The 16,260-nt window shown below is 48.2% G+C and carries 19 protein-coding genes; 5 read left to right on the forward strand and 14 right to left on the reverse strand.

The window, feature by feature from the left end:
• Positions 1-13: 13 nt before the first annotated feature.
• The 5 genes from LAJLEIBI_RS09395 to LAJLEIBI_RS18075 all read right to left on the reverse strand — a co-directional run bounded on the left by LAJLEIBI_RS09395 (position 14) and on the right by LAJLEIBI_RS18075 (position 3,847).
• Complete coding sequence (locus LAJLEIBI_RS09395) at positions 14-865, reverse strand: MetQ/NlpA family ABC transporter substrate-binding protein (RefSeq protein ID WP_040435284.1); 852 nt, start codon at positions 863-865, stop codon at positions 14-16.
• A 17-nt stretch (positions 866-882) separates the two neighbouring features.
• Positions 883-1,542 carry a methionine ABC transporter permease gene (locus LAJLEIBI_RS09400; RefSeq protein ID WP_006441580.1) on the reverse strand — a complete coding sequence of 220 codons (660 nt, stop codon included), beginning with the start codon at positions 1,540-1,542 and terminating at the stop codon, positions 883-885.
• A complete protein-coding gene (locus LAJLEIBI_RS09405; protein WP_006441581.1) occupies positions 1,529-2,566 on the reverse strand; it encodes a methionine ABC transporter ATP-binding protein in 1,038 nt (345 codons plus the stop codon). The genes LAJLEIBI_RS09400 and LAJLEIBI_RS09405 overlap by 14 nt, the downstream gene beginning before the upstream one ends.
• A gap of 138 nt (positions 2,567-2,704) precedes the next feature.
• Positions 2,705-3,616 carry a LysR family transcriptional regulator gene (locus LAJLEIBI_RS09410; RefSeq protein ID WP_006441582.1) on the reverse strand — a complete coding sequence of 304 codons (912 nt, stop codon included), beginning with the start codon at positions 3,614-3,616 and terminating at the stop codon, positions 2,705-2,707.
• 87 nt (positions 3,617-3,703) lie between these two features.
• Entirely contained in the window at positions 3,704-3,847 is a 144-nt protein-coding gene (locus LAJLEIBI_RS18075) for a hypothetical protein (RefSeq protein ID WP_167534337.1), read from the reverse strand.
• Between the two features lie 127 nt (positions 3,848-3,974).
• Here LAJLEIBI_RS18075 and LAJLEIBI_RS09415 point away from each other — a divergent pair, with 127 nt between their 5' ends.
• Together LAJLEIBI_RS09415 and LAJLEIBI_RS09420 are read left to right on the forward strand one after the other, a co-directional pair.
• Positions 3,975-4,484: a hypothetical protein gene (locus LAJLEIBI_RS09415; RefSeq protein ID WP_040434604.1), complete on the forward strand. Its 510-nt coding sequence runs from the start codon at positions 3,975-3,977 to the stop codon at positions 4,482-4,484.
• Positions 4,481-4,756 (forward strand): hypothetical protein, encoded by a 276-nt coding sequence (locus LAJLEIBI_RS09420; RefSeq protein WP_138264002.1) that lies wholly within the window; start codon positions 4,481-4,483, stop codon positions 4,754-4,756. Before LAJLEIBI_RS09415 ends, LAJLEIBI_RS09420 begins: the two co-directional genes overlap by 4 nt.
• Positions 4,757-4,799: 43 nt before the next feature.
• Here LAJLEIBI_RS09420 and LAJLEIBI_RS09425 read toward each other — a convergent pair whose 3' ends face one another.
• Together LAJLEIBI_RS09425 and LAJLEIBI_RS09430 are read right to left on the reverse strand one after the other, a co-directional pair.
• Positions 4,800-5,276: an acyl-CoA thioesterase gene (locus LAJLEIBI_RS09425; RefSeq protein WP_040434606.1), complete on the reverse strand. Its 477-nt coding sequence runs from the start codon at positions 5,274-5,276 to the stop codon at positions 4,800-4,802.
• Positions 5,273-5,764: a hypothetical protein gene (locus LAJLEIBI_RS09430; RefSeq protein WP_040434607.1), complete on the reverse strand. Its 492-nt coding sequence runs from the start codon at positions 5,762-5,764 to the stop codon at positions 5,273-5,275. The genes LAJLEIBI_RS09425 and LAJLEIBI_RS09430 overlap by 4 nt, the downstream gene beginning before the upstream one ends.
• 179 nt (positions 5,765-5,943) lie before the next feature.
• Here LAJLEIBI_RS09430 and truA point away from each other — a divergent pair, with 179 nt between their 5' ends.
• On the forward strand, positions 5,944-6,681 hold the full coding sequence (gene truA, locus LAJLEIBI_RS09435; protein WP_006441587.1) for a tRNA pseudouridine(38-40) synthase TruA: 738 nt from the start codon (positions 5,944-5,946) through the stop codon (positions 6,679-6,681).
• Between the two features lie 143 nt (positions 6,682-6,824).
• On the opposite strand, the gene LAJLEIBI_RS09440 is transcribed toward truA, so the two are convergent.
• From LAJLEIBI_RS09440 to LAJLEIBI_RS09470, 7 genes are all read right to left on the reverse strand, one after another.
• Positions 6,825-7,265: an RbsD/FucU family protein gene (locus tag LAJLEIBI_RS09440; protein ID WP_006441588.1), complete on the reverse strand. Its 441-nt coding sequence runs from the start codon at positions 7,263-7,265 to the stop codon at positions 6,825-6,827.
• Positions 7,259-7,642, reverse strand: a complete 384-nt coding sequence (locus LAJLEIBI_RS09445; protein WP_006441589.1) for a VOC family protein — start codon at positions 7,640-7,642, stop codon at positions 7,259-7,261. Before LAJLEIBI_RS09445 ends, LAJLEIBI_RS09440 begins: the two co-directional genes overlap by 7 nt.
• A gap of 12 nt (positions 7,643-7,654) precedes the next feature.
• Positions 7,655-8,542 carry a 3-hydroxy-5-phosphonooxypentane-2,4-dione thiolase gene (lsrF, locus tag LAJLEIBI_RS09450; RefSeq protein WP_006441590.1) on the reverse strand — a complete coding sequence of 296 codons (888 nt, stop codon included), beginning with the start codon at positions 8,540-8,542 and terminating at the stop codon, positions 7,655-7,657.
• A gap of 105 nt (positions 8,543-8,647) precedes the next feature.
• Positions 8,648-9,760: a substrate-binding domain-containing protein gene (locus tag LAJLEIBI_RS09455; protein ID WP_006441591.1), complete on the reverse strand. Its 1,113-nt coding sequence runs from the start codon at positions 9,758-9,760 to the stop codon at positions 8,648-8,650.
• A 70-nt stretch (positions 9,761-9,830) separates the two neighbouring features.
• On the reverse strand, positions 9,831-10,838 hold the full coding sequence (locus tag LAJLEIBI_RS09460) for an ABC transporter permease (protein WP_006441592.1): 1,008 nt from the start codon (positions 10,836-10,838) through the stop codon (positions 9,831-9,833).
• Positions 10,831-11,844: an ABC transporter permease gene (locus LAJLEIBI_RS09465; protein ID WP_006441593.1), complete on the reverse strand. Its 1,014-nt coding sequence runs from the start codon at positions 11,842-11,844 to the stop codon at positions 10,831-10,833. The genes LAJLEIBI_RS09460 and LAJLEIBI_RS09465 overlap by 8 nt, the downstream gene beginning before the upstream one ends.
• A 2-nt stretch (positions 11,845-11,846) precedes the next feature.
• Positions 11,847-13,358 carry a sugar ABC transporter ATP-binding protein gene (locus LAJLEIBI_RS09470; protein WP_006441594.1) on the reverse strand — a complete coding sequence of 504 codons (1,512 nt, stop codon included), beginning with the start codon at positions 13,356-13,358 and terminating at the stop codon, positions 11,847-11,849.
• 355 nt (positions 13,359-13,713) lie between these two features.
• Between LAJLEIBI_RS09470 and LAJLEIBI_RS09475 the strand changes: the two genes are divergently transcribed.
• Both LAJLEIBI_RS09475 and lsrK read left to right on the forward strand, forming a co-directional pair.
• Positions 13,714-14,655, forward strand: coding sequence for a sugar-binding transcriptional regulator (locus LAJLEIBI_RS09475; RefSeq protein WP_006441595.1), 942 nt, complete (start codon positions 13,714-13,716; stop codon positions 14,653-14,655).
• Positions 14,656-14,676: 21 nt separating this feature from the next.
• A complete protein-coding gene (gene lsrK / locus LAJLEIBI_RS09480; protein WP_006441596.1) occupies positions 14,677-16,239 on the forward strand; it encodes an autoinducer-2 kinase in 1,563 nt (520 codons plus the stop codon).
• Positions 16,240-16,260 lie beyond the last annotated feature (21 nt).

Raw genomic sequence — 16,260 nt, forward strand, 5'->3', positions numbered from 1 at the left:
GGCAGCCTTCTTTTTATTCGTACGGGATAACAGCTCCGTCATACTTTTCTTCTATATATTTCTTTATATCATCAGATTTGAGCACATCCACCAGCGCTTTGATGCCCGCTTTGTCTTCACTGCCCTCTTTCACTGCAATGATATTAACATATGTTCTGGCGGCTTCTGAATCAGATGTCTCGTATGCCAGCGCGTCTTTTGCCACCGAGTATCCGGCTTCCAGCGCATAGTTGCCGTTTAACACCACGTAGGCAGTCTCATCCACGACTCTGGCGATCTGTGCCGCCTCAAGTTCCACGATCTTCACATCGTAAGGATTCTCGGTGATGTCGTTCACCGTTGCATTGAGTCCCGCCCCCTCTTTTAAGGTGATGATGCCGTTATCCTGCAGGAGCAGCAGCGCTCTTGCCTCATTCGTCGTATCATTCGGCACAGCTATGCTGTCCCCGTCTTTGATATCCTTAAGGTTCTTCTTTGTGCCCGGATAGATGCCGAACGGTTCATAATGTATCTCGCCTGCTCCGGCAAGATGTGTTCCTTTTTCTTCATTAAAGCTCTCAAGATACGGCGCATGCTGGAAATAATTCGCGTCAAACTCACCGCTCTCTACTACCTCGTTCGGCTGTACATAGTCGTCAAACACCGTCACTTCAAGGTCATACCCTTTGTCCTTAAGCAGCCCTTCAGCTTCTTTAAGGATCTCAGCGTGGGGCGTTGCGGAGGCGGCAACCTTGATCACCTTATCCTCCGTATCCTTCGCCTCTGCTTTGCTCCCGCCGGATTTTCCGCAGCCGGACAGCACGCCTGCTGTAAGGACGCCTGCCAGCACAACTGATACTATCTTTTTTGTCTTAATTCCCTTCATCTTCATTTCCTCCATTTTTATTTTCTTTTATCTAAACGGGAGGCAATTGACATGCCTGCCGTCTGGAACAACTGTACTAATATAACGAGCAGGACTACGGTGGCAAACATGATATCCGTCTGGTAACGGTAGTACCCGTATCTTATGGCTATATCTCCGAGTCCGCCCCCTCCGATCGTTCCGGCCATGGCCGAGTATCCGAGTATGGTCCCAATGGCAATGGTAGCTCCTGTGATGAGCGATGTTCTTGACTCTACGAGAAGCACCTTTGTGACGATCCTCATGTTCCCGGCGCCCATGGCTCTTGCAGCCTCGATCACTCCCTCGTCCACTTCCGTTATGGAAGATTCCACCATCCTGGCAATAAACGGAACCGCCGCAACCACAAGCGGCACGACCGTTGCAGATGAGCCGTAGCTCTGTCCTGCGACCACGCGGGTGAGCGGAATGAGCAGGATGAGAAGGATGAGAAACGGGATGCTTCTGACGATGTTGGCTGTCACATCGAGTATCTTGTACAATATCCTGTTCGGCTTTATCCCTTCTTTTCGGCTCACCGCCATGAGCACTCCCGCCGGCAGTCCGAACAGATAGCCGGCGCCGGCGGACAAAAGCGTCATATAAAGGGTTTCCATCAATCCTTTTAGTATCATAAGAATAATTTCACTGTCCCACATCTTCCGTCACCTCCTCCGTCTCCAGTCCCCGCTCTGACATATACGTTTTCATTCCTTCTATATTAATGCTGCCCGGAACAAATTCCAGTATCATCTCTCCTTTCGCCACTCCGCCTATATTCTTCGTGTCCGCCCGCAGTATATTGACCGGTTCCCGGAACTTCAGGATCATATTGGCTATGACCGGCTCAAAGGCGGAATTTTCAGAAAAGACAACTCTTATCTGTCTGCCGCTGCGGATCTTTTCGTTCAGCATTCTGCTTCTTCTCTGTGTATCCTCCCCTCTGTCGCTGAGGATAAGTTCTCTCGCGGCCGCTGATCCGGGATGGGCAAAGATATCTCCCACCCTTCCCTGTTCCTCCACCTGCCCCTCTTTCATAACTGCTACGTGAGTGCATATTTCTCTCACGACCGCCATCTGGTGGGTGATCACTACAATGGTGATCCCGAACCGGACATTAATGTCCCTTAGAAGTTCAAGTATGGATGACGTCGTCTGCGGATCCAGCGCGCTTGTCGCCTCGTCGCAGAGCAGGATCTCGGGATCCGAGGCGAGCGCCCTTGCAATGGCAACTCTCTGCTTCTGTCCTCCCGATAATTGGGACGGATATGCCTTCTGTCTGTCTCCGAGACCGACCAGTTCCAACAGTTCAGCCGCCCTCTGTCTCGCCTCTTTCTTTTTCCTGCCCTGTATGTACAGCGGGAAACATACATTATCCAGAACATTTTTCTGCATAAGCAGGTTGAAATGCTGGAATATCATCCCGATGCTCTCTCTCTGTCTGCGCAGTTCCTTTTCCGGCAGACTGCCAAGAGACTGTCCTTTTATGAGCACCCTCCCCTCTGTCGGACGCTCAAGGAAGTTCATGCACCTCACAAGCGTGCTTTTCCCCGCGCCGGACATACCGATGATACCGTATATATCCCCGTCTCCGACATTCAGATTTACATGTTTAAGCGCTTCCACCGTCCCGTCTTTCGAGCGGTATGTTTTGCACAGATTTTCTATTATTATCTCTGACATCTCATCACCCTCTGCACTGCTGATTTTGTTGATATTGATACTATATCACTCTGCCGGGAAAAGTGTTAATTCATAAAAAATACAGCTGGCTATAGCATAAAGCTATATCCAACTGCATTTATAAGTTTAACCCTATCGTTAACCAAGCGCTTTATCCTGGAATTTTGCGATCTCCTCCAGATATTTCTTTCCGAGAGGACTGATATTCACGCCTTTTCTGACAAGATATCCGATGGACATCTTCTCGTTTGATGAAAGCTTTACCGTACAGTAGTCGGAACCGTACAACTCTTCACATATGATGCCCGAGCAGAGTGTGTATCCGTTCAGTCCGACCATCATATTCAATATCGTAGCTCTGTCATTTACCTTGATGATCCGCTTATACTCATACGAGCTCAGCACCTCTTCCGCGAAGTAAAAGGAATTATAATTCCCCTGTTCAAACGACAGGCACGGATATTCTTCAAGCTCTTCCAGCGCGATCTCCGTTCTGCCCGCCAGCGGGTGTCCCTTCCACATAAATACATAGATACTGCACTTCAGTATCTCATGAAATTCCAGGTTAAATTCATGGAACAGCTTTGTGAGCACTTTGCGGTTAAAGTCATTCACATAAAGCACACCTATCTCACTCCGGAAATTCTTTACATCTTCTATGACTTCATATGTCTTTGTCTCGTGAACGGCAAACTCATACTCGTCCATCCCGAACTGCTTTACCATCTCCACAAACGCGTGAACGGCAAATGTGTAATGCTGCATGGAGACGCTGAATTTCTTTTTTGTTTTTTCTTTTGCTATGTATTTGGCTTCTACAAGTTCATACTGTTCCACGACCTGTCTCGCATAGCCTATGAATTCTTCCCCTTCCGGCGTGACAGACACTCCCCTGTTCGTCCTGCGGAAAATATCTATCCCGATCTCATCTTCCAGTTCTCTGACAGCCGTGGAAAGACTCGGCTGTGATATAAACAGCTGCTTCGCCGCTTCATTCATAGAACTGGCATTTGCTGCAGTGATCACATATTTCAGTTGTGTAAGTGTCATTTTGCTTCTCCCGGTCTCTTTTTTTGATACATGTTATATTTTAAAATATAACATGTATCACCGGACAGCGCAATTCCACTCTGTCTATTACTTTCCGTTACCGTCTTTGTCCTTTTTCTTTCCGGTCCCCTCTTCTTTTTCGTCTTCTTTGCCGTCCACTCTGTTTTTCAACATGCAGTCCTCGTCTATCTCATAGATTGCATTCCCGTCAATGATCAATTTCCGGTTCATGTGCCATATCCCTCCTGTTCGATTACTCATTGTTATTATATGGAAAATGTTGAGATTAGTTTTCCCGGTTTTCATATTTTTACTCTTCGCCACATATATATTTACAACGTTATAAAAAGGAGTGCTTATGGAACATAAACCTCCAAGACCCATGACTCCACTTGACACTATGGTGACTCCTCCTTATCTGTATACACTAAAGCTGATGCTTCCATACACTCCTTCTTCTAACCAGAGGTTTCTCGCCATATACATCAAATTTCTGGAATTCCGTTATACGATGGATCATTTTCACGGCTTCCCGGCCAGAAGTTCTTCAAAAGACTCCCGGCACGGCTTTGCGCCTATGGGCATGTTTGAGGACCTGAAACCATACATGGCTCCGGAAGAAAAGGAAATGATGGATCAGATGGAAATGATGATGAATATGATGGAAATGGTCCAGAGCACTCAGGCAGCGGAAGGCGGCGGCAACGGCGCAGGCGGCTTTGATCCCATGGATATGATGATGGGAATGATGGATCCTGAGCAGCAGGAAATGTTCCAGACTTACAGCAATATGTTCGAATCGGACATGGCACAGGCATATAATAACAGTAACGAAAAACCCAAAAAAGAAGGAGAAGAAAGCTTATGAACGAATGGATGAACAATCCGGCCATGAAGAATCTTGACCCGCTGAAACTGGAGCTGATCAAGACGGCAGCCAGGCAGACCGAAGGAAAGACCGGAAAGAGTCTGGCCCCCGTGCTCATGGCCCTCATCACAAACGCGAACAAAAAGGGAATCCAGTTCTCACCGGACGAGATCACGCTTATACTGGAAATGCTCAAAGAAGGAAAATCCAAACAGGAAAAAGACCAGATCGACCAGATGCTTAAAATGGTAATGGGATACATTAAAAAATAAAAAACAGTGCAGGGAACGGATCTCTTCCTTTCCCTGCACATTTTTAAAACCCTTCTTCTTTTCTCATCATCCTGATCTCTCTTCTTTTCTTGGCCCGCTCCCATTCTTCTCTCTCTTCATCATTTTCCAGGATAAGCCTTGGCACCGGTGTCGGATGATCCTCTCCGTCCAGCGCCACCATGGTAAAAAACGCATGATTGATAGGCGTGCGTTCTCCGTCCAGTGATTCCACATAGCTGTCAACCTTTACTTCCATCGAAGTCTTTCCCACATATGTCACCTTTCCGATGATTATTATAACATCTCTCTGGTATGCACCGCGCAGAAACCGGAGATTATCGACAGATGCGGTAATAACATTCATTCTCGTGTGACGCTTTCCGACAAGCCCCGCCACTTCATCTATCCACTGCATCAGCATCCCCCCGAACAGACGTCCCGCTGCGTTTAAGTGGTTTGGTCTGACCATATGGACGGTCTCGACCACTGATTCTGATACTCTTCTGCTCTCAGCTTTCATTTATGACACTCCAATCCACATTCTTTGGCAAGTTCCGTATAGTGATCAAGTATTGCTTTATCCTCGCAGAATATCGGAAATTCCATCTTATAATTTCCCCAGATCGTCACTTTTTTATGAGCAAAATAAAAAGTGGAAAACAGCCATTCTCTGACCGTGACCTCCAATAGAAATTTCATGATCTCCCCGTCCAGACGGTAATAAATGTGCCCTTTGTCAGTTTCCATCTTCCCAAGAACAGCCAGCTGCCGGCTGTCAAGACCAAAGCAGAATATCTGTTTCTGTTCCTCCGGAAGAACCGGATAATAAAAGTCAGCGTAGGCGGCGTCCTTATTTTCCGACAGCACCCGTTCAAAAAACGCGCTCATTTTCTCTTTTCCGTCCGCGCGTATTATTGCAGCCTCATACTTTTCAAACGCCTCTTTCACCGTTTCAGCACAGAGACAGTAAAGGTGCATGAATTCCTCTTTTGACATGGAACGTACCATGTGCATTCCCCTTTCTTCTGCAACTTTCACATTTTCTTGCCAAGCCCTTTTATTATATCATAAGATTTGGTATACTTAAACTAATTTTACATGTACTGGATTCTGTACAACACACGGTGGGAAGGAACACAGTTTTGCACGAACATATATACATATAGCAGATAAGGAGCGTAAAACATATGAGGAATATTCGATTGACAATAGAATATGACGGAAGCCGTTATCAAGGATGGTGCCGTCTCGGCAAGGAGGAATCCAACAACACGGTATCCAATAAGATCATTGAGGTGCTGCGCAAGATGACCGGCGAATATATCATCGAGCTGAACTGCGGATGCCGGACTGAAGTGGGCGTGCACGCCTATGCCCAGGTGGCCAATTTTAAGACAGACTCCGATATGGATATTCTGGAGATCAAGCACTACCTGAACCGATACCTGCCGATGGATATCGCCATCACAAACGTAGAAGACGTACCGGACCGTTTTCATGCACAGTTGAATGCCACGTCAAAAACATATGTATACCGGATGACCATCGACGATGTGCCGAGCGTATTTGACCGCAAGTATACGTACCACTGTTTTAAGATTCCTGACAAGAAGCTTATGCAGCAGGCGTCTCTGCTGTTCATCGGCAAGCATGATTTTAAAAACTTTTCCACAGTGAAAAAAAATAAAACTACCGTAAAGGAGATCTTCGAGATCGAAGTATACGGGGATACGGAAGAAATGCAGATCCTCATACACGCGGACGATTTTCTTCACAATATGGCCCGGCTCGTCGTGGGCACGCTCCTGGAAATCGGGTTCGGGACGAGAAAAAAAGAAGATATCGAGGAGATCTTTGCGGGCACGAAAACCCCCAGCTCCCCTTGCGACGCAAAAGGACTGTATCTCCAGGAAGTCTCCTACTAGCAGACGTGTCGGCGTTAAAAAGGACGCAGATAACACAGATTCCGGCTACTCCGGTATCTCTGTCATCTGCGTCCTTTCCGCTTTTTCCTGCTGCCCGCCGGCCATAAAATACAGGCCGCCGCAGACTGCAGTTCCATAAGATCTTACCCCTGTACGACGCCTTTCTTAAGCATGACATTGGCATACAGGGCGCCCTCTCCTGTGGCGATGACGGCGTATGCTTCTCCCGCCATTTTCATAAATTCCTGTTTCTCTATATTTTCCACGACTGAATCGCCCCGTTCCTCATGCTTTCCGATGATGACTTTATAGATATCCCAGATCGGCGTCTTCACATCTTCTCCTTCCGGGACCTTCATGAGGCTGACCGGCTTGTCTGACGAGGCGTCCAGAGGAAACAGCTTAAGTACGGCATCCAGGATCTCAGGCACCGTATGACCGTCACACCGGATCACGATGCCGTTCTTCCCAACAGACTCTGCAGGGAAATTCCCGTCCGCGATCACGATCCTGTCTCCATGCCCCATCTCACTTAAAACCTTCAGCAGTTCAGGGGATATTATTTTTGGAATTCCTTTTAACATATGTTCTGCCTCTCTTCTTCCGGGACAATTTCTATCCAGTATCCGTCCGGGTCAGCGATAAAGTAGACTCCCATCTCCTTATTCTCAAAGCAGATGACTCCCATCGCTTTATGTTTTTCGTACATTTTACCGAAATCATCCACTGTAAATGCCAGATGGAATTCTCCCTCACCCAGGTTGTACGGTTCCTTCCTGTCATTCAGCCACGTAAGTTCCAGTGTAAAACCGCTGCTTCCGTCTCCAAGGTAGATGAGTACAAACGCGCCGTCCGGATCCCTCTTTTCTTTTACAGGGACGAGATCCAGCGCCTCTTTATAGAAAGCAAGGCTTTTTTCCAGATCCAGCACATTAAAGTTAAAATGATCAAACTTCACCATACAATACTCCCTCTACTTACTCTGGCTGCTCACGTCGAGGTAGAATTCATACGCCTCTTTATCCGTAGCCCCTTTGTGTACGATCATGTTAACAGCCTGGGCCATCACTTCCGGATGGGTGCTCTGGAAAATATTTCTTCCCATGTCCATGCCCGATGCGCCTTCCGATATTGCTTTGTAACAGAGTGTGAGCGCCTCATTTTCCGGCAGCTTCTTGCCTCCTGCAACGACGATCGGTACCGGACACGCGGATACGATCTCCTCAAAGTCTTCGCAATAATATGTCTTGACAATATGGGCTCCAAGCTCCGGCAGGATCCGCGTAGCCAGCTTGAAGAATCTGCTCGTGCGCTCCATCTGTTTTCCCACTGCCACAACGCCCATCGTCGGAATATTGTATTTCAGTCCCGCATCAACTGTTTTACACAGATTTTCAAGACTGTCCTTCTCTCCGTCCGCGCCGATAAATGTCTGCACTGCCATACAGCTTGCGTCCATCCTGACCGCATCCTCAATGCTCACGCCGATCACCTCATGGCTCAGATCCTCGTCCACTATGGAAGAGCCGCAGCTCACTCTGAGCGCGATACCCTTGTTGTTCTCTGCCGGGATACATGTGCGCATGGCGCCTCTCGTCCCCATCAGCACGTCCACGTAAGGCATGAGCGGCGGGATCACAAGGTCGAGCCTCTCAAGCCCTGCCGTAGAACCCATAAAATATCCGTGGTCGAACGCGAGCATTACCGTATGTCCGCTCTCCGGCTGGAAGATCTTGGACAGCCGCTTCTTCATCCCCCAGTCAACGTCCTGCATTCCTTTTACATGAAATCCTCCGTTTTTCGCAAACGGTTCATTCACATGATAATTTTTTGCCACCTTTAATCCATCTACATCTGCCATAATCTTTTTTGTCTCCTCCTTAATCTACGTAATACACGCAAGCCCCCCTGCGCACTGCAAAAGGACTTGCATGTATGTGAAATGCCACTGCTTTGAACAGATTATTTAGAAATCATAATCATCCATGTTGTCTGCGTTAAACTCAGCGCGTTCCGGAAGGAATACGACTCCTGAACCGTCTACATTGTCAGCGTCATCCCCTGTGATCTCGCTGTTGTTTACGATCTCAACCTCACCAATTTCAGGAATGTCAACTTTGTCGCCGATCGTCACTTTGTTGCCTGACGCAAGGTAATAAGCCATGTAGTTGGCGATAGAACCCTGTAAGCCTGTATCCCACAGTCCCCAGTTGTTCACTACGCCTGCCGTACAGAAGTCTTTCATTGCGTTCGGTGTGGCAAAGCCTGTGATAGCAACATCCTTTGTTGTCTTTCCAAGATTTTGGGCTGCCTGAGCCTGTCCCGGAAGTGCTGTAGAATCACAGCAGATAACAAGGTTGATATCCTCATGTGCCGTCAGTACGGATTCGCCTACAGAGATAGCCTTTTCAGCATCCTGCTCACTGTAGTAATTATCCGGAGCTACATTTTCCCAGTTAGGATACTTCTCGGAGATCATCTTTTCAGCTGCATCATGCCAAGAGTTCTGGTCTGTTACAGTTGCCTGTGAATAATGCCAGCAGTATTTGACCGCGTCCTTTGCAGGATCAAGGCCTGATGCCTTCAGTGCGTTCTCAGAAAGCTGAAGCAGGAATTCCCCGAGGATTTCCGGTGAGCCCTGAGATACCATGATCTGTCTTGCATCCGCAGAAACGTCAGAATCCCATGTTACTACAGCCAGCCCGGCGTCCATGGCTTTCTTCATAACTTCATCGAGTCCGGTGGCATCCACAGATGATACCGCGATACCGTCAGCGCCCTGGTTGATCGCATTGTTGATGATAGTTACCTGATCTGCGACCGCAGCCGTCGCACTGCCGTCATACTTGATCTCAAATCCGCCGACCTTTTTCGCAAATTCCTGCGCTCCGTCGTTTGCTGACTCAAAGAAAGAGTTTCCTGTAACCTTTGGTACAAACACGATCTGGAGATCGTCCCCTGATTTCTTTGTGTCGCCTGAATCCTTACTGTCAGAATCAGAACCGGATTTTCCACAACCAACTACCATAGTAGCGATCATGGCTGCACATAATAATGCGCTGATGAGTTTCTTTTTCATTCTTTTGTCCTCCTTTGATTTTTTATTATTATAATCATTTATAATAATCCTTTTTAAAACCGGCAGCCGCTTATCTGCCTCTGTTCTTTTTCAGTTTTGCCAGCAGCTTTTTATTCCCGCTTCCCGTCATGCGGAACGCAAGAACGATGATGAGCAGGATCCCGACCGGTATATCGAGATACTGTGACGCCATGCCCGACATGTTAAGTCCGAATTTCAATATGCCGATGACGCATGCTGCCAGCGCCGTCCCGATGACGCCTCCCTTGCCCCCGAGGTTTGACGTTCCGCCGAGAACTACCGCAGTGATGATAGGCAGTGTCAGTGAACTTCCAAGGTCGGACTTGGCAGACCCGAGATAACTGGTGAGCACAACGCCCGCCAGGGCCGCGCTCATACCGGACAGACCGTATGTGCTCATGATGATCGGCCTTACCCGGATACCTGAATACCGGCATGCACTTGAATTTACACCGCACAGGAATATATAACGGCCGTACTTTGTCTTGTGCAGAAGTATGTATGCAAAAATCACAAGTATGATAAATATTATGAGCTGGTTCGGTACGCCTCCTATATTTCCGGACGAAAGTTTCATGAACGAGGCCGGAAAACCGCTGATCCCTTCGTAGGCTTCAGATGACGACATATTGACGACCGCAAGCGCAAGCCCCGAATAGAGGAACGAACCTCCCAGTGTGACTACCATCGGCTGAACTCCCGTATATGCCACGAAAAATCCGCTCAGGAGACCGCACAGCGTTCCTACAAGTATACTGACGAGCACTGCCGCCCACACGTTGAAGCCTTTGTCCTGCCAGAGCAGTCCTATCGTAATGGATGTCAGGCCTACGATGGAGCCTGCCTGTATGTCAATTCCGCCCGTCACCATTACGAAAGTGACAAACAGAGAGATGATACATATGGAGATAAAGTCATTGATACTTCCCATCAGTACATTCAGGCGCAGGAATCTTGGATTGAGCTGCCCGAATACGAGGATCTCAAGAAGCAGTATGACGATCAAAAACATTTCCCAGCTGAAGACCTTGCTCTTTAACCCCTTCATCTTATTCATTAATAGCACCTCCCTCAGCTGCTGTCACTCTGGCCGACAGCCGTTCTCTTCTTGCCTTTTCCACCGACCTTCTCTGTACGAGCGCATCCACTACTACGATCACGATCAGAAGGATGCCGGTGATCGTATTGTCATAATCAGAAGAAATCTTCAAAAATACGAGCAGACGGCTGATGGACGCCATGATGATACCGCCGATGGACGCACCTATTACTGTACCAACGCCTCCGGTCAGGCTGATGCCGCCGATCACACACGCCGCGATCGCCTTCATCTCATATCCGTTTCCGGATATGGCAGTCACGAAACCTACACGGCTTACATAGAGGATCGCCCCGAACGCCGCAAACAGCCCGCACGTCATAAATGCTTTCATCTTTGTAGCCAGTACAGGTATACCGATCAGGTTCGCGCCGGCCTCGTTGTCTCCCACGGCTGCAAACCGTTTTCCTCTTTTTGTTTTTACGAGGAAGAGGAAAATGAGCACCATGACCGCCAGGTCCATCACAAAAAACCAGCTCAGGTTACCGGCCACATTTTTCTGCGCCAGCTGTTTGAAACCGGACGGAAGATTTTCCACCCATTTGCCGCCTGTGTACAGATATATAAGTCCCCGGTATATGCCGTTCGTGCCGAGCGTCATGATGATGGACGGTATCTTCAGCACCGTAACCCCGATCCCGTTGATCGTCCCGCACACGAGACCTACCAGGATACAGAGGGCGATCGCCATTCCCCAGGATGCCCCTTCCCTCAGGTACGTCGCACAGACAGCCGCGGCCAGTCCGAGCTGCGCCCCGATGGAACAGTCGATCTCCCCTGTCAGGATCACAAACGCCATTCCTATGGCGATAAGTACATATACGATAGAACCGTTAAAGCAAAGCAGTATATTCTGCGGCTTCAAAAAGCTTGGATTCACCACTCCCACTAGCAGAAACATAGCTACGAGACAGAGAAGTGAGGACAGTTCTCTGGCCTTCAGCGCTTTTTTTATCTTCTCCATGATTACTCTCCTTCCTCATACACTCCGAATGACGCCGCTGTCAGATTATCAAGGTCAATCTTTTCTCTTGTAAATGTATGATTGATATGTCCTTGGTACATAGACACCGCTCTGTCACTCAACTCTACGATTTCTTCCAGATCAGAGGATATGAGCAAAATCGCCACTCCCTGTTTTTTCAGTTTTCCTATAATAGAGTACACGTCGCCGCGCGCTCCCGCGTCTATACCTCGTGTCGGCTCATCGAGTATGATGACCTTCGGATTCGTCGACAGCGCTCTGGCTATAACGCCTTTCTGCTGATTGCCTCCCGACAGTGAGCCCATGATCTGGTCCTGTCCGGTTACCTTGATACGGAAATCACTGATGTACTGGTCCGCCAGTTCTTCCTCTTTCTTACGGTTGAGAAAGAGCCTGCTCATATTCCGTATCTGGGCAGATGAGATATTCCATCCCACTTCCCTTATCTTAAAGATTCCGTTCAGGAATCTGTCTTCCGGCACATAATTCACGCCTTTATCCAGCACTCTCCGGGTGCTCAGGCCTGTGATATCTTCACCGTCAAGGAGCACTTTTCCCGATTTCACCTTGTCCATGCCGAATATTGTTGTTGCAAACTCTGTCCTGCCCGCGCCGACGACTCCGGCCACCCCGAGGATCTCTCCTGCGTATACTTCCAGATTCAAATCGCTGAACCCGTACCCGCTGAAGTCCTTAAGTTCCAGCACCGGTTCTGCCGACGTATAGTCTATCTCTACTCTTTCACCGGCAGTTTTAAGTTCCGAATCCGGAGGCAGCAGCGCCTTGACAAGGTGGCTCTTTTCAAACTCACTCACCTCGCCGCTCAGACTCACGACGCCGTCTCTCATGATCGATACGTGTGTTGCGATCTGGAATACTTCCGTCAGTCTGTGGGTGATGTAGAAGATACCGATATTTTTCTGTTTCAGTTCTTCCACCAGTTTAAATAAGGATTCCGCCTCATTGAAGCTGAGCGACGACGTCGGCTCATCCAGAATAAGAATTCTCGCATTTCTGAGCAGTCCTTTCAGGATCTCTACGAGCTGCTGCTCCGCGATCGACAGCGTATTGGCCTTTCTTTCCAGCTTCAGATCCCATCCGAGATGTTCGATCATCTCCACCATCCGCTTATGTATCTCACTTTTCTTTTCGTCAAACCCCATTGCGACGTTCTCTTCCACTGTCATATTCGGGAAGAGCATCGGCTCCTGAGGCACAAGATATATACCATTGGCAAGCGCCGTCGAAGATTTTGAGATATCCACCTTCTCTCCGTTGATATAGATCTCGCCTTCGTCCTGCTGGTAAATACCCATTATGATCTTCATAAGAGTACTCTTTCCCGCACCATTGCCTCCGATCAGGGCTATCACTTCCCCTTCACGCAGTTCCATGTTAATCCCCTTGAGCACCTCGTTGGAGCCAAAGGACTTACGTATATCTTTCACCTTGAGCAATGCCTCGCCGCCGGATCTATTTTTAACACCCTGCATGTCTGCACCTCCATTCCAGTTAGTTGCGAAGTTTAACTTTTGTTCTTATATTAAACAATTGTTAACTTTCATCTCTGTGTTGCCACACCGGTATACCGATGTTCTGATTTAGTTTCATAATACATTTCCGTTCACAATTTGTCAACATGTTTGTTGTCCATATTTGCTGTTTTATACATTATAGTTATAATTTTATACGTTTTTTTATGCATTTTGCCTTAACATTTTACAAAAAAGATAAATTCTGTTCACGAATTAAATTGACAGTATCCCTGGATGCTGTTATAATTTACTCATAAAACATTTGCATCATAAATTTACTTTTGTACACAGTAAATTACAAAAGGAGGATACTATGTCTGATACCAGTTCCGATAACAATACACAATTTGAAAAAAATTTACTTTATAAAGCTTCCTGGTACTATTATATGGAAGGTCTTACCCAGCAGGCCATCGCCGAAAAGCTCAATATTTCCCGCATCAAGGTGCTGCGTCTTTTGGACCGGGCGCGTCAGGAAGGGATCGTACAGATCCATATCAAGCCCGACACAGATGAATTTCTCTCTATGGAGCAGGAACTGATCCACAAGTATCATCTGAAAGACTGCTATATTGTTCCCGCAGGCTCCGGCAAAGACAACCAGACCGAGACGGTGGCCAAGGCCGCGGCAATGTATATTCAGAATCACATTACCGACAACTGCTATATCAACTTCGGTTACGGCGAGACGGTGATGCGTACGCTCAGTCATCTGTCGCGCTGCGTCTCAGCCACGATCTCCCTCGTCTCACTGACCGGAGGGATCACCAACTACCTGCCCGACGCTCATTCCAGGATCTACGGGGCCAAGCTTTACCTGTACCCCTCTCCGCTCATCATGTCCTCAAAGGAGCTTGCCGCCTCTATGATGGAGGAAGCTTCTCTTACCGAGATATCCAAGATGACCGAGCTTGCCAATCTCACCCTCATAGGCATCGGAGGCATGAATACGGATGCGACGATCTTAAAGTCTTCACGGCTTACCAACAACGATTATCTTCTTCTGAAGATGCAGGGCGCTGTGGGAGATCTCATCACTCATTTTATCGATGCCCAGGGCCGGCTCGTCAACTCAGATTTTGATGCGCGTATCATCAGCACTCCTCTGGAAAAGTTGAAGTCGCTCAATAATGTTATAGGCGCCGCCACCGGCGTTGAAAAACTGCCTGCTATCGCCGCGGCCTTAACAGGCAGCTACCTGGATATCCTCATTACCGATGATATTACGGCAAAGCAACTGTTAAACAATTATTAATATTTTAAGGAGGTCTTTACTATGGCAAGTTACTTAATGGCACTTGATGCCGGCACCGGAAGCGTCCGCGCTGTCCTATTTGATACGGCCGGCAATCAGATCGGTGTGTCCCAGCATGAATGGGAACATCTCGAGGATCCGCGTTATCCCGGCTCTATGGATTTCGACTGGAACAACAACTGGGCGTTAACCGTACAATGTATCAAAAATGTGATTCGTGATACGCACATATCCCCTTCGGATATCGCGGCCATATCTACGACATGCATGCGGGAGGGCATCGTCCTCTATGATTCCGGCTTCCGTGAAATATGGGCATGCGCCAATGTGGACGCACGTTCCAACGACGAAGTGTCTGAACTGCTCTCACAGTCTGATACGCTGGAAAAAGAAATTTATTCTGTATCCGGCCAGACATTTGCACTGGACGCTGTACCGCGTATACTCTGGGTGAAAAATAAAATGCCGGAACTGTATGAAAAAACGGCTTATGTGAGCATGTTCAACGACTGGCTCATTTACAAGCTGACCGGTATACTGGCATGCGAGCCAAGCAATGGATGTACCACCGGCATATTTAATCTTGCCACAAGAACATGGGATACCGATATCGCCAGAAAATGCCGCATCCGGGATGATATCTATCCGCCGGTACAGGAAAGCGGTACAGTCGTCGGGCATGTATCACCCGGCGCCGCGTCACAGACCGGGCTGTCTGAATGTTCCGTTGTCGTCGCCGGAGGCGGGGATGCCCAGCTTGGCTGCATCGGCGTAGGTGTCGTCGCCCCGAAGCAGGCAGCCGTATTCGGCGGAAGCTTCTGGCAGTTTGAATACAACACAGATACGGTAAAGACCGATCCGGACTGCCGTGTGAGGGTGAACTGTCATGCCGTCCCGGGCATCTGGCAGTATGAAGCGCTTGCCTTCTATCCCGGTCTTGTGATGCGCTGGTACCGGGATGCCTTCTGTCAGCTCGAAAAGCAAAAGGCGGAGGAAACCGGCAAAGACCCGTACTATTATATGAATATCGAGGCTGAAAAGGTACCGGCCGGAAGCAATGGAATGCTCTGTGCTTTTTCCGATATTATGAATTACATCAACTGGAAACACGCGGCCCCTACCTTTACCAACTTTGCTCTCGATGCCGAAAAATTCAACCGTTACACCTTCTACCGGGCCATTATGGAGAATTCAGCTATGGTCACACGGGGCAACATGGAGCTCGTCGCTTCCGTGACCGGTGAACTGCCGGAAGAAATCATATTTGCATCCGGGGCTTCCAAAAGTCCTCTCTGGTGCCAGATTTTGTCCGACGTGCTTGGTATACCGGTACACGTACCGAAAGTACGCGAGGCCACCGCGCTCGGCGCAGCCATACTGGCAGGCACAGGCGCAGGTATCTACAAAGATATACGCCGGACTGCAGAGGAACTCTGTCATATAGAGAGCACTTATTATCCGGACAACTCCAACCATGATACATATGACAAACTGTATAAAACCTGGAAAGAAGTATACCGTGCCCAGCTTGAGCTGGCCGACAGAAAGCTTACCAAAAACATGTGGATAGCGCCAGGTTTATAATATTTTAATAAAGAAAGGAGA

Origin of the sequence: [Clostridium] hylemonae DSM 15053, assembly GCF_008281175.1 — a bacterium.
Taxonomy (GTDB): Bacteria; Bacillota; Clostridia; order Lachnospirales; family Lachnospiraceae; genus Extibacter; species Extibacter hylemonae.

What these genes read in the sequence shown, in the direction of transcription:
- LAJLEIBI_RS09395 (WP_040435284.1), bottom strand. Translation starts at nt 865, where the DNA reads ATGAAGGGAATTAAGACAAAAAAGATAGTATCAGTTGTGCTGGCAGGC.
- truA (WP_006441587.1), top strand. Translation starts at nt 5,944, where the DNA reads ATGAGGAATATTCGATTGACAATAGAATATGACGGAAGCCGTTATCAA.
- LAJLEIBI_RS09455 (WP_006441591.1), bottom strand. Translation starts at nt 9,760, where the DNA reads ATGAAAAAGAAACTCATCAGCGCATTATTATGTGCAGCCATGATCGCT.
- LAJLEIBI_RS09445 (WP_006441589.1), bottom strand. Translation starts at nt 7,642, where the DNA reads ATGGTGAAGTTTGATCATTTTAACTTTAATGTGCTGGATCTGGAAAAA.
- LAJLEIBI_RS09415 (WP_040434604.1), top strand. Translation starts at nt 3,975, where the DNA reads ATGGAACATAAACCTCCAAGACCCATGACTCCACTTGACACTATGGTG.
- LAJLEIBI_RS09405 (WP_006441581.1), bottom strand. Translation starts at nt 2,566, where the DNA reads ATGTCAGAGATAATAATAGAAAATCTGTGCAAAACATACCGCTCGAAA.
- LAJLEIBI_RS09465 (WP_006441593.1), bottom strand. Translation starts at nt 11,844, where the DNA reads ATGGAGAAGATAAAAAAAGCGCTGAAGGCCAGAGAACTGTCCTCACTT.
- lsrK (WP_006441596.1), top strand. Translation starts at nt 14,677, where the DNA reads ATGGCAAGTTACTTAATGGCACTTGATGCCGGCACCGGAAGCGTCCGC.
- LAJLEIBI_RS09470 (WP_006441594.1), bottom strand. Translation starts at nt 13,358, where the DNA reads ATGCAGGGTGTTAAAAATAGATCCGGCGGCGAGGCATTGCTCAAGGTG.
- lsrF (WP_006441590.1), bottom strand. Translation starts at nt 8,542, where the DNA reads ATGGCAGATGTAGATGGATTAAAGGTGGCAAAAAATTATCATGTGAAT.
- LAJLEIBI_RS09430 (WP_040434607.1), bottom strand. Translation starts at nt 5,764, where the DNA reads ATGGTACGTTCCATGTCAAAAGAGGAATTCATGCACCTTTACTGTCTC.
- LAJLEIBI_RS09460 (WP_006441592.1), bottom strand. Translation starts at nt 10,838, where the DNA reads ATGAATAAGATGAAGGGGTTAAAGAGCAAGGTCTTCAGCTGGGAAATG.
- LAJLEIBI_RS09440 (WP_006441588.1), bottom strand. Translation starts at nt 7,265, where the DNA reads ATGTTAAAAGGAATTCCAAAAATAATATCCCCTGAACTGCTGAAGGTT.
- LAJLEIBI_RS09410 (WP_006441582.1), bottom strand. Translation starts at nt 3,616, where the DNA reads ATGACACTTACACAACTGAAATATGTGATCACTGCAGCAAATGCCAGT.
- LAJLEIBI_RS09400 (WP_006441580.1), bottom strand. Translation starts at nt 1,542, where the DNA reads ATGTGGGACAGTGAAATTATTCTTATGATACTAAAAGGATTGATGGAA.
- LAJLEIBI_RS18075 (WP_167534337.1), bottom strand. Translation starts at nt 3,847, where the DNA reads ATGAACCGGAAATTGATCATTGACGGGAATGCAATCTATGAGATAGAC.
- LAJLEIBI_RS09425 (WP_040434606.1), bottom strand. Translation starts at nt 5,276, where the DNA reads ATGAAAGCTGAGAGCAGAAGAGTATCAGAATCAGTGGTCGAGACCGTC.
- LAJLEIBI_RS09420 (WP_138264002.1), top strand. Translation starts at nt 4,481, where the DNA reads ATGAACGAATGGATGAACAATCCGGCCATGAAGAATCTTGACCCGCTG.
- LAJLEIBI_RS09475 (WP_006441595.1), top strand. Translation starts at nt 13,714, where the DNA reads ATGTCTGATACCAGTTCCGATAACAATACACAATTTGAAAAAAATTTA.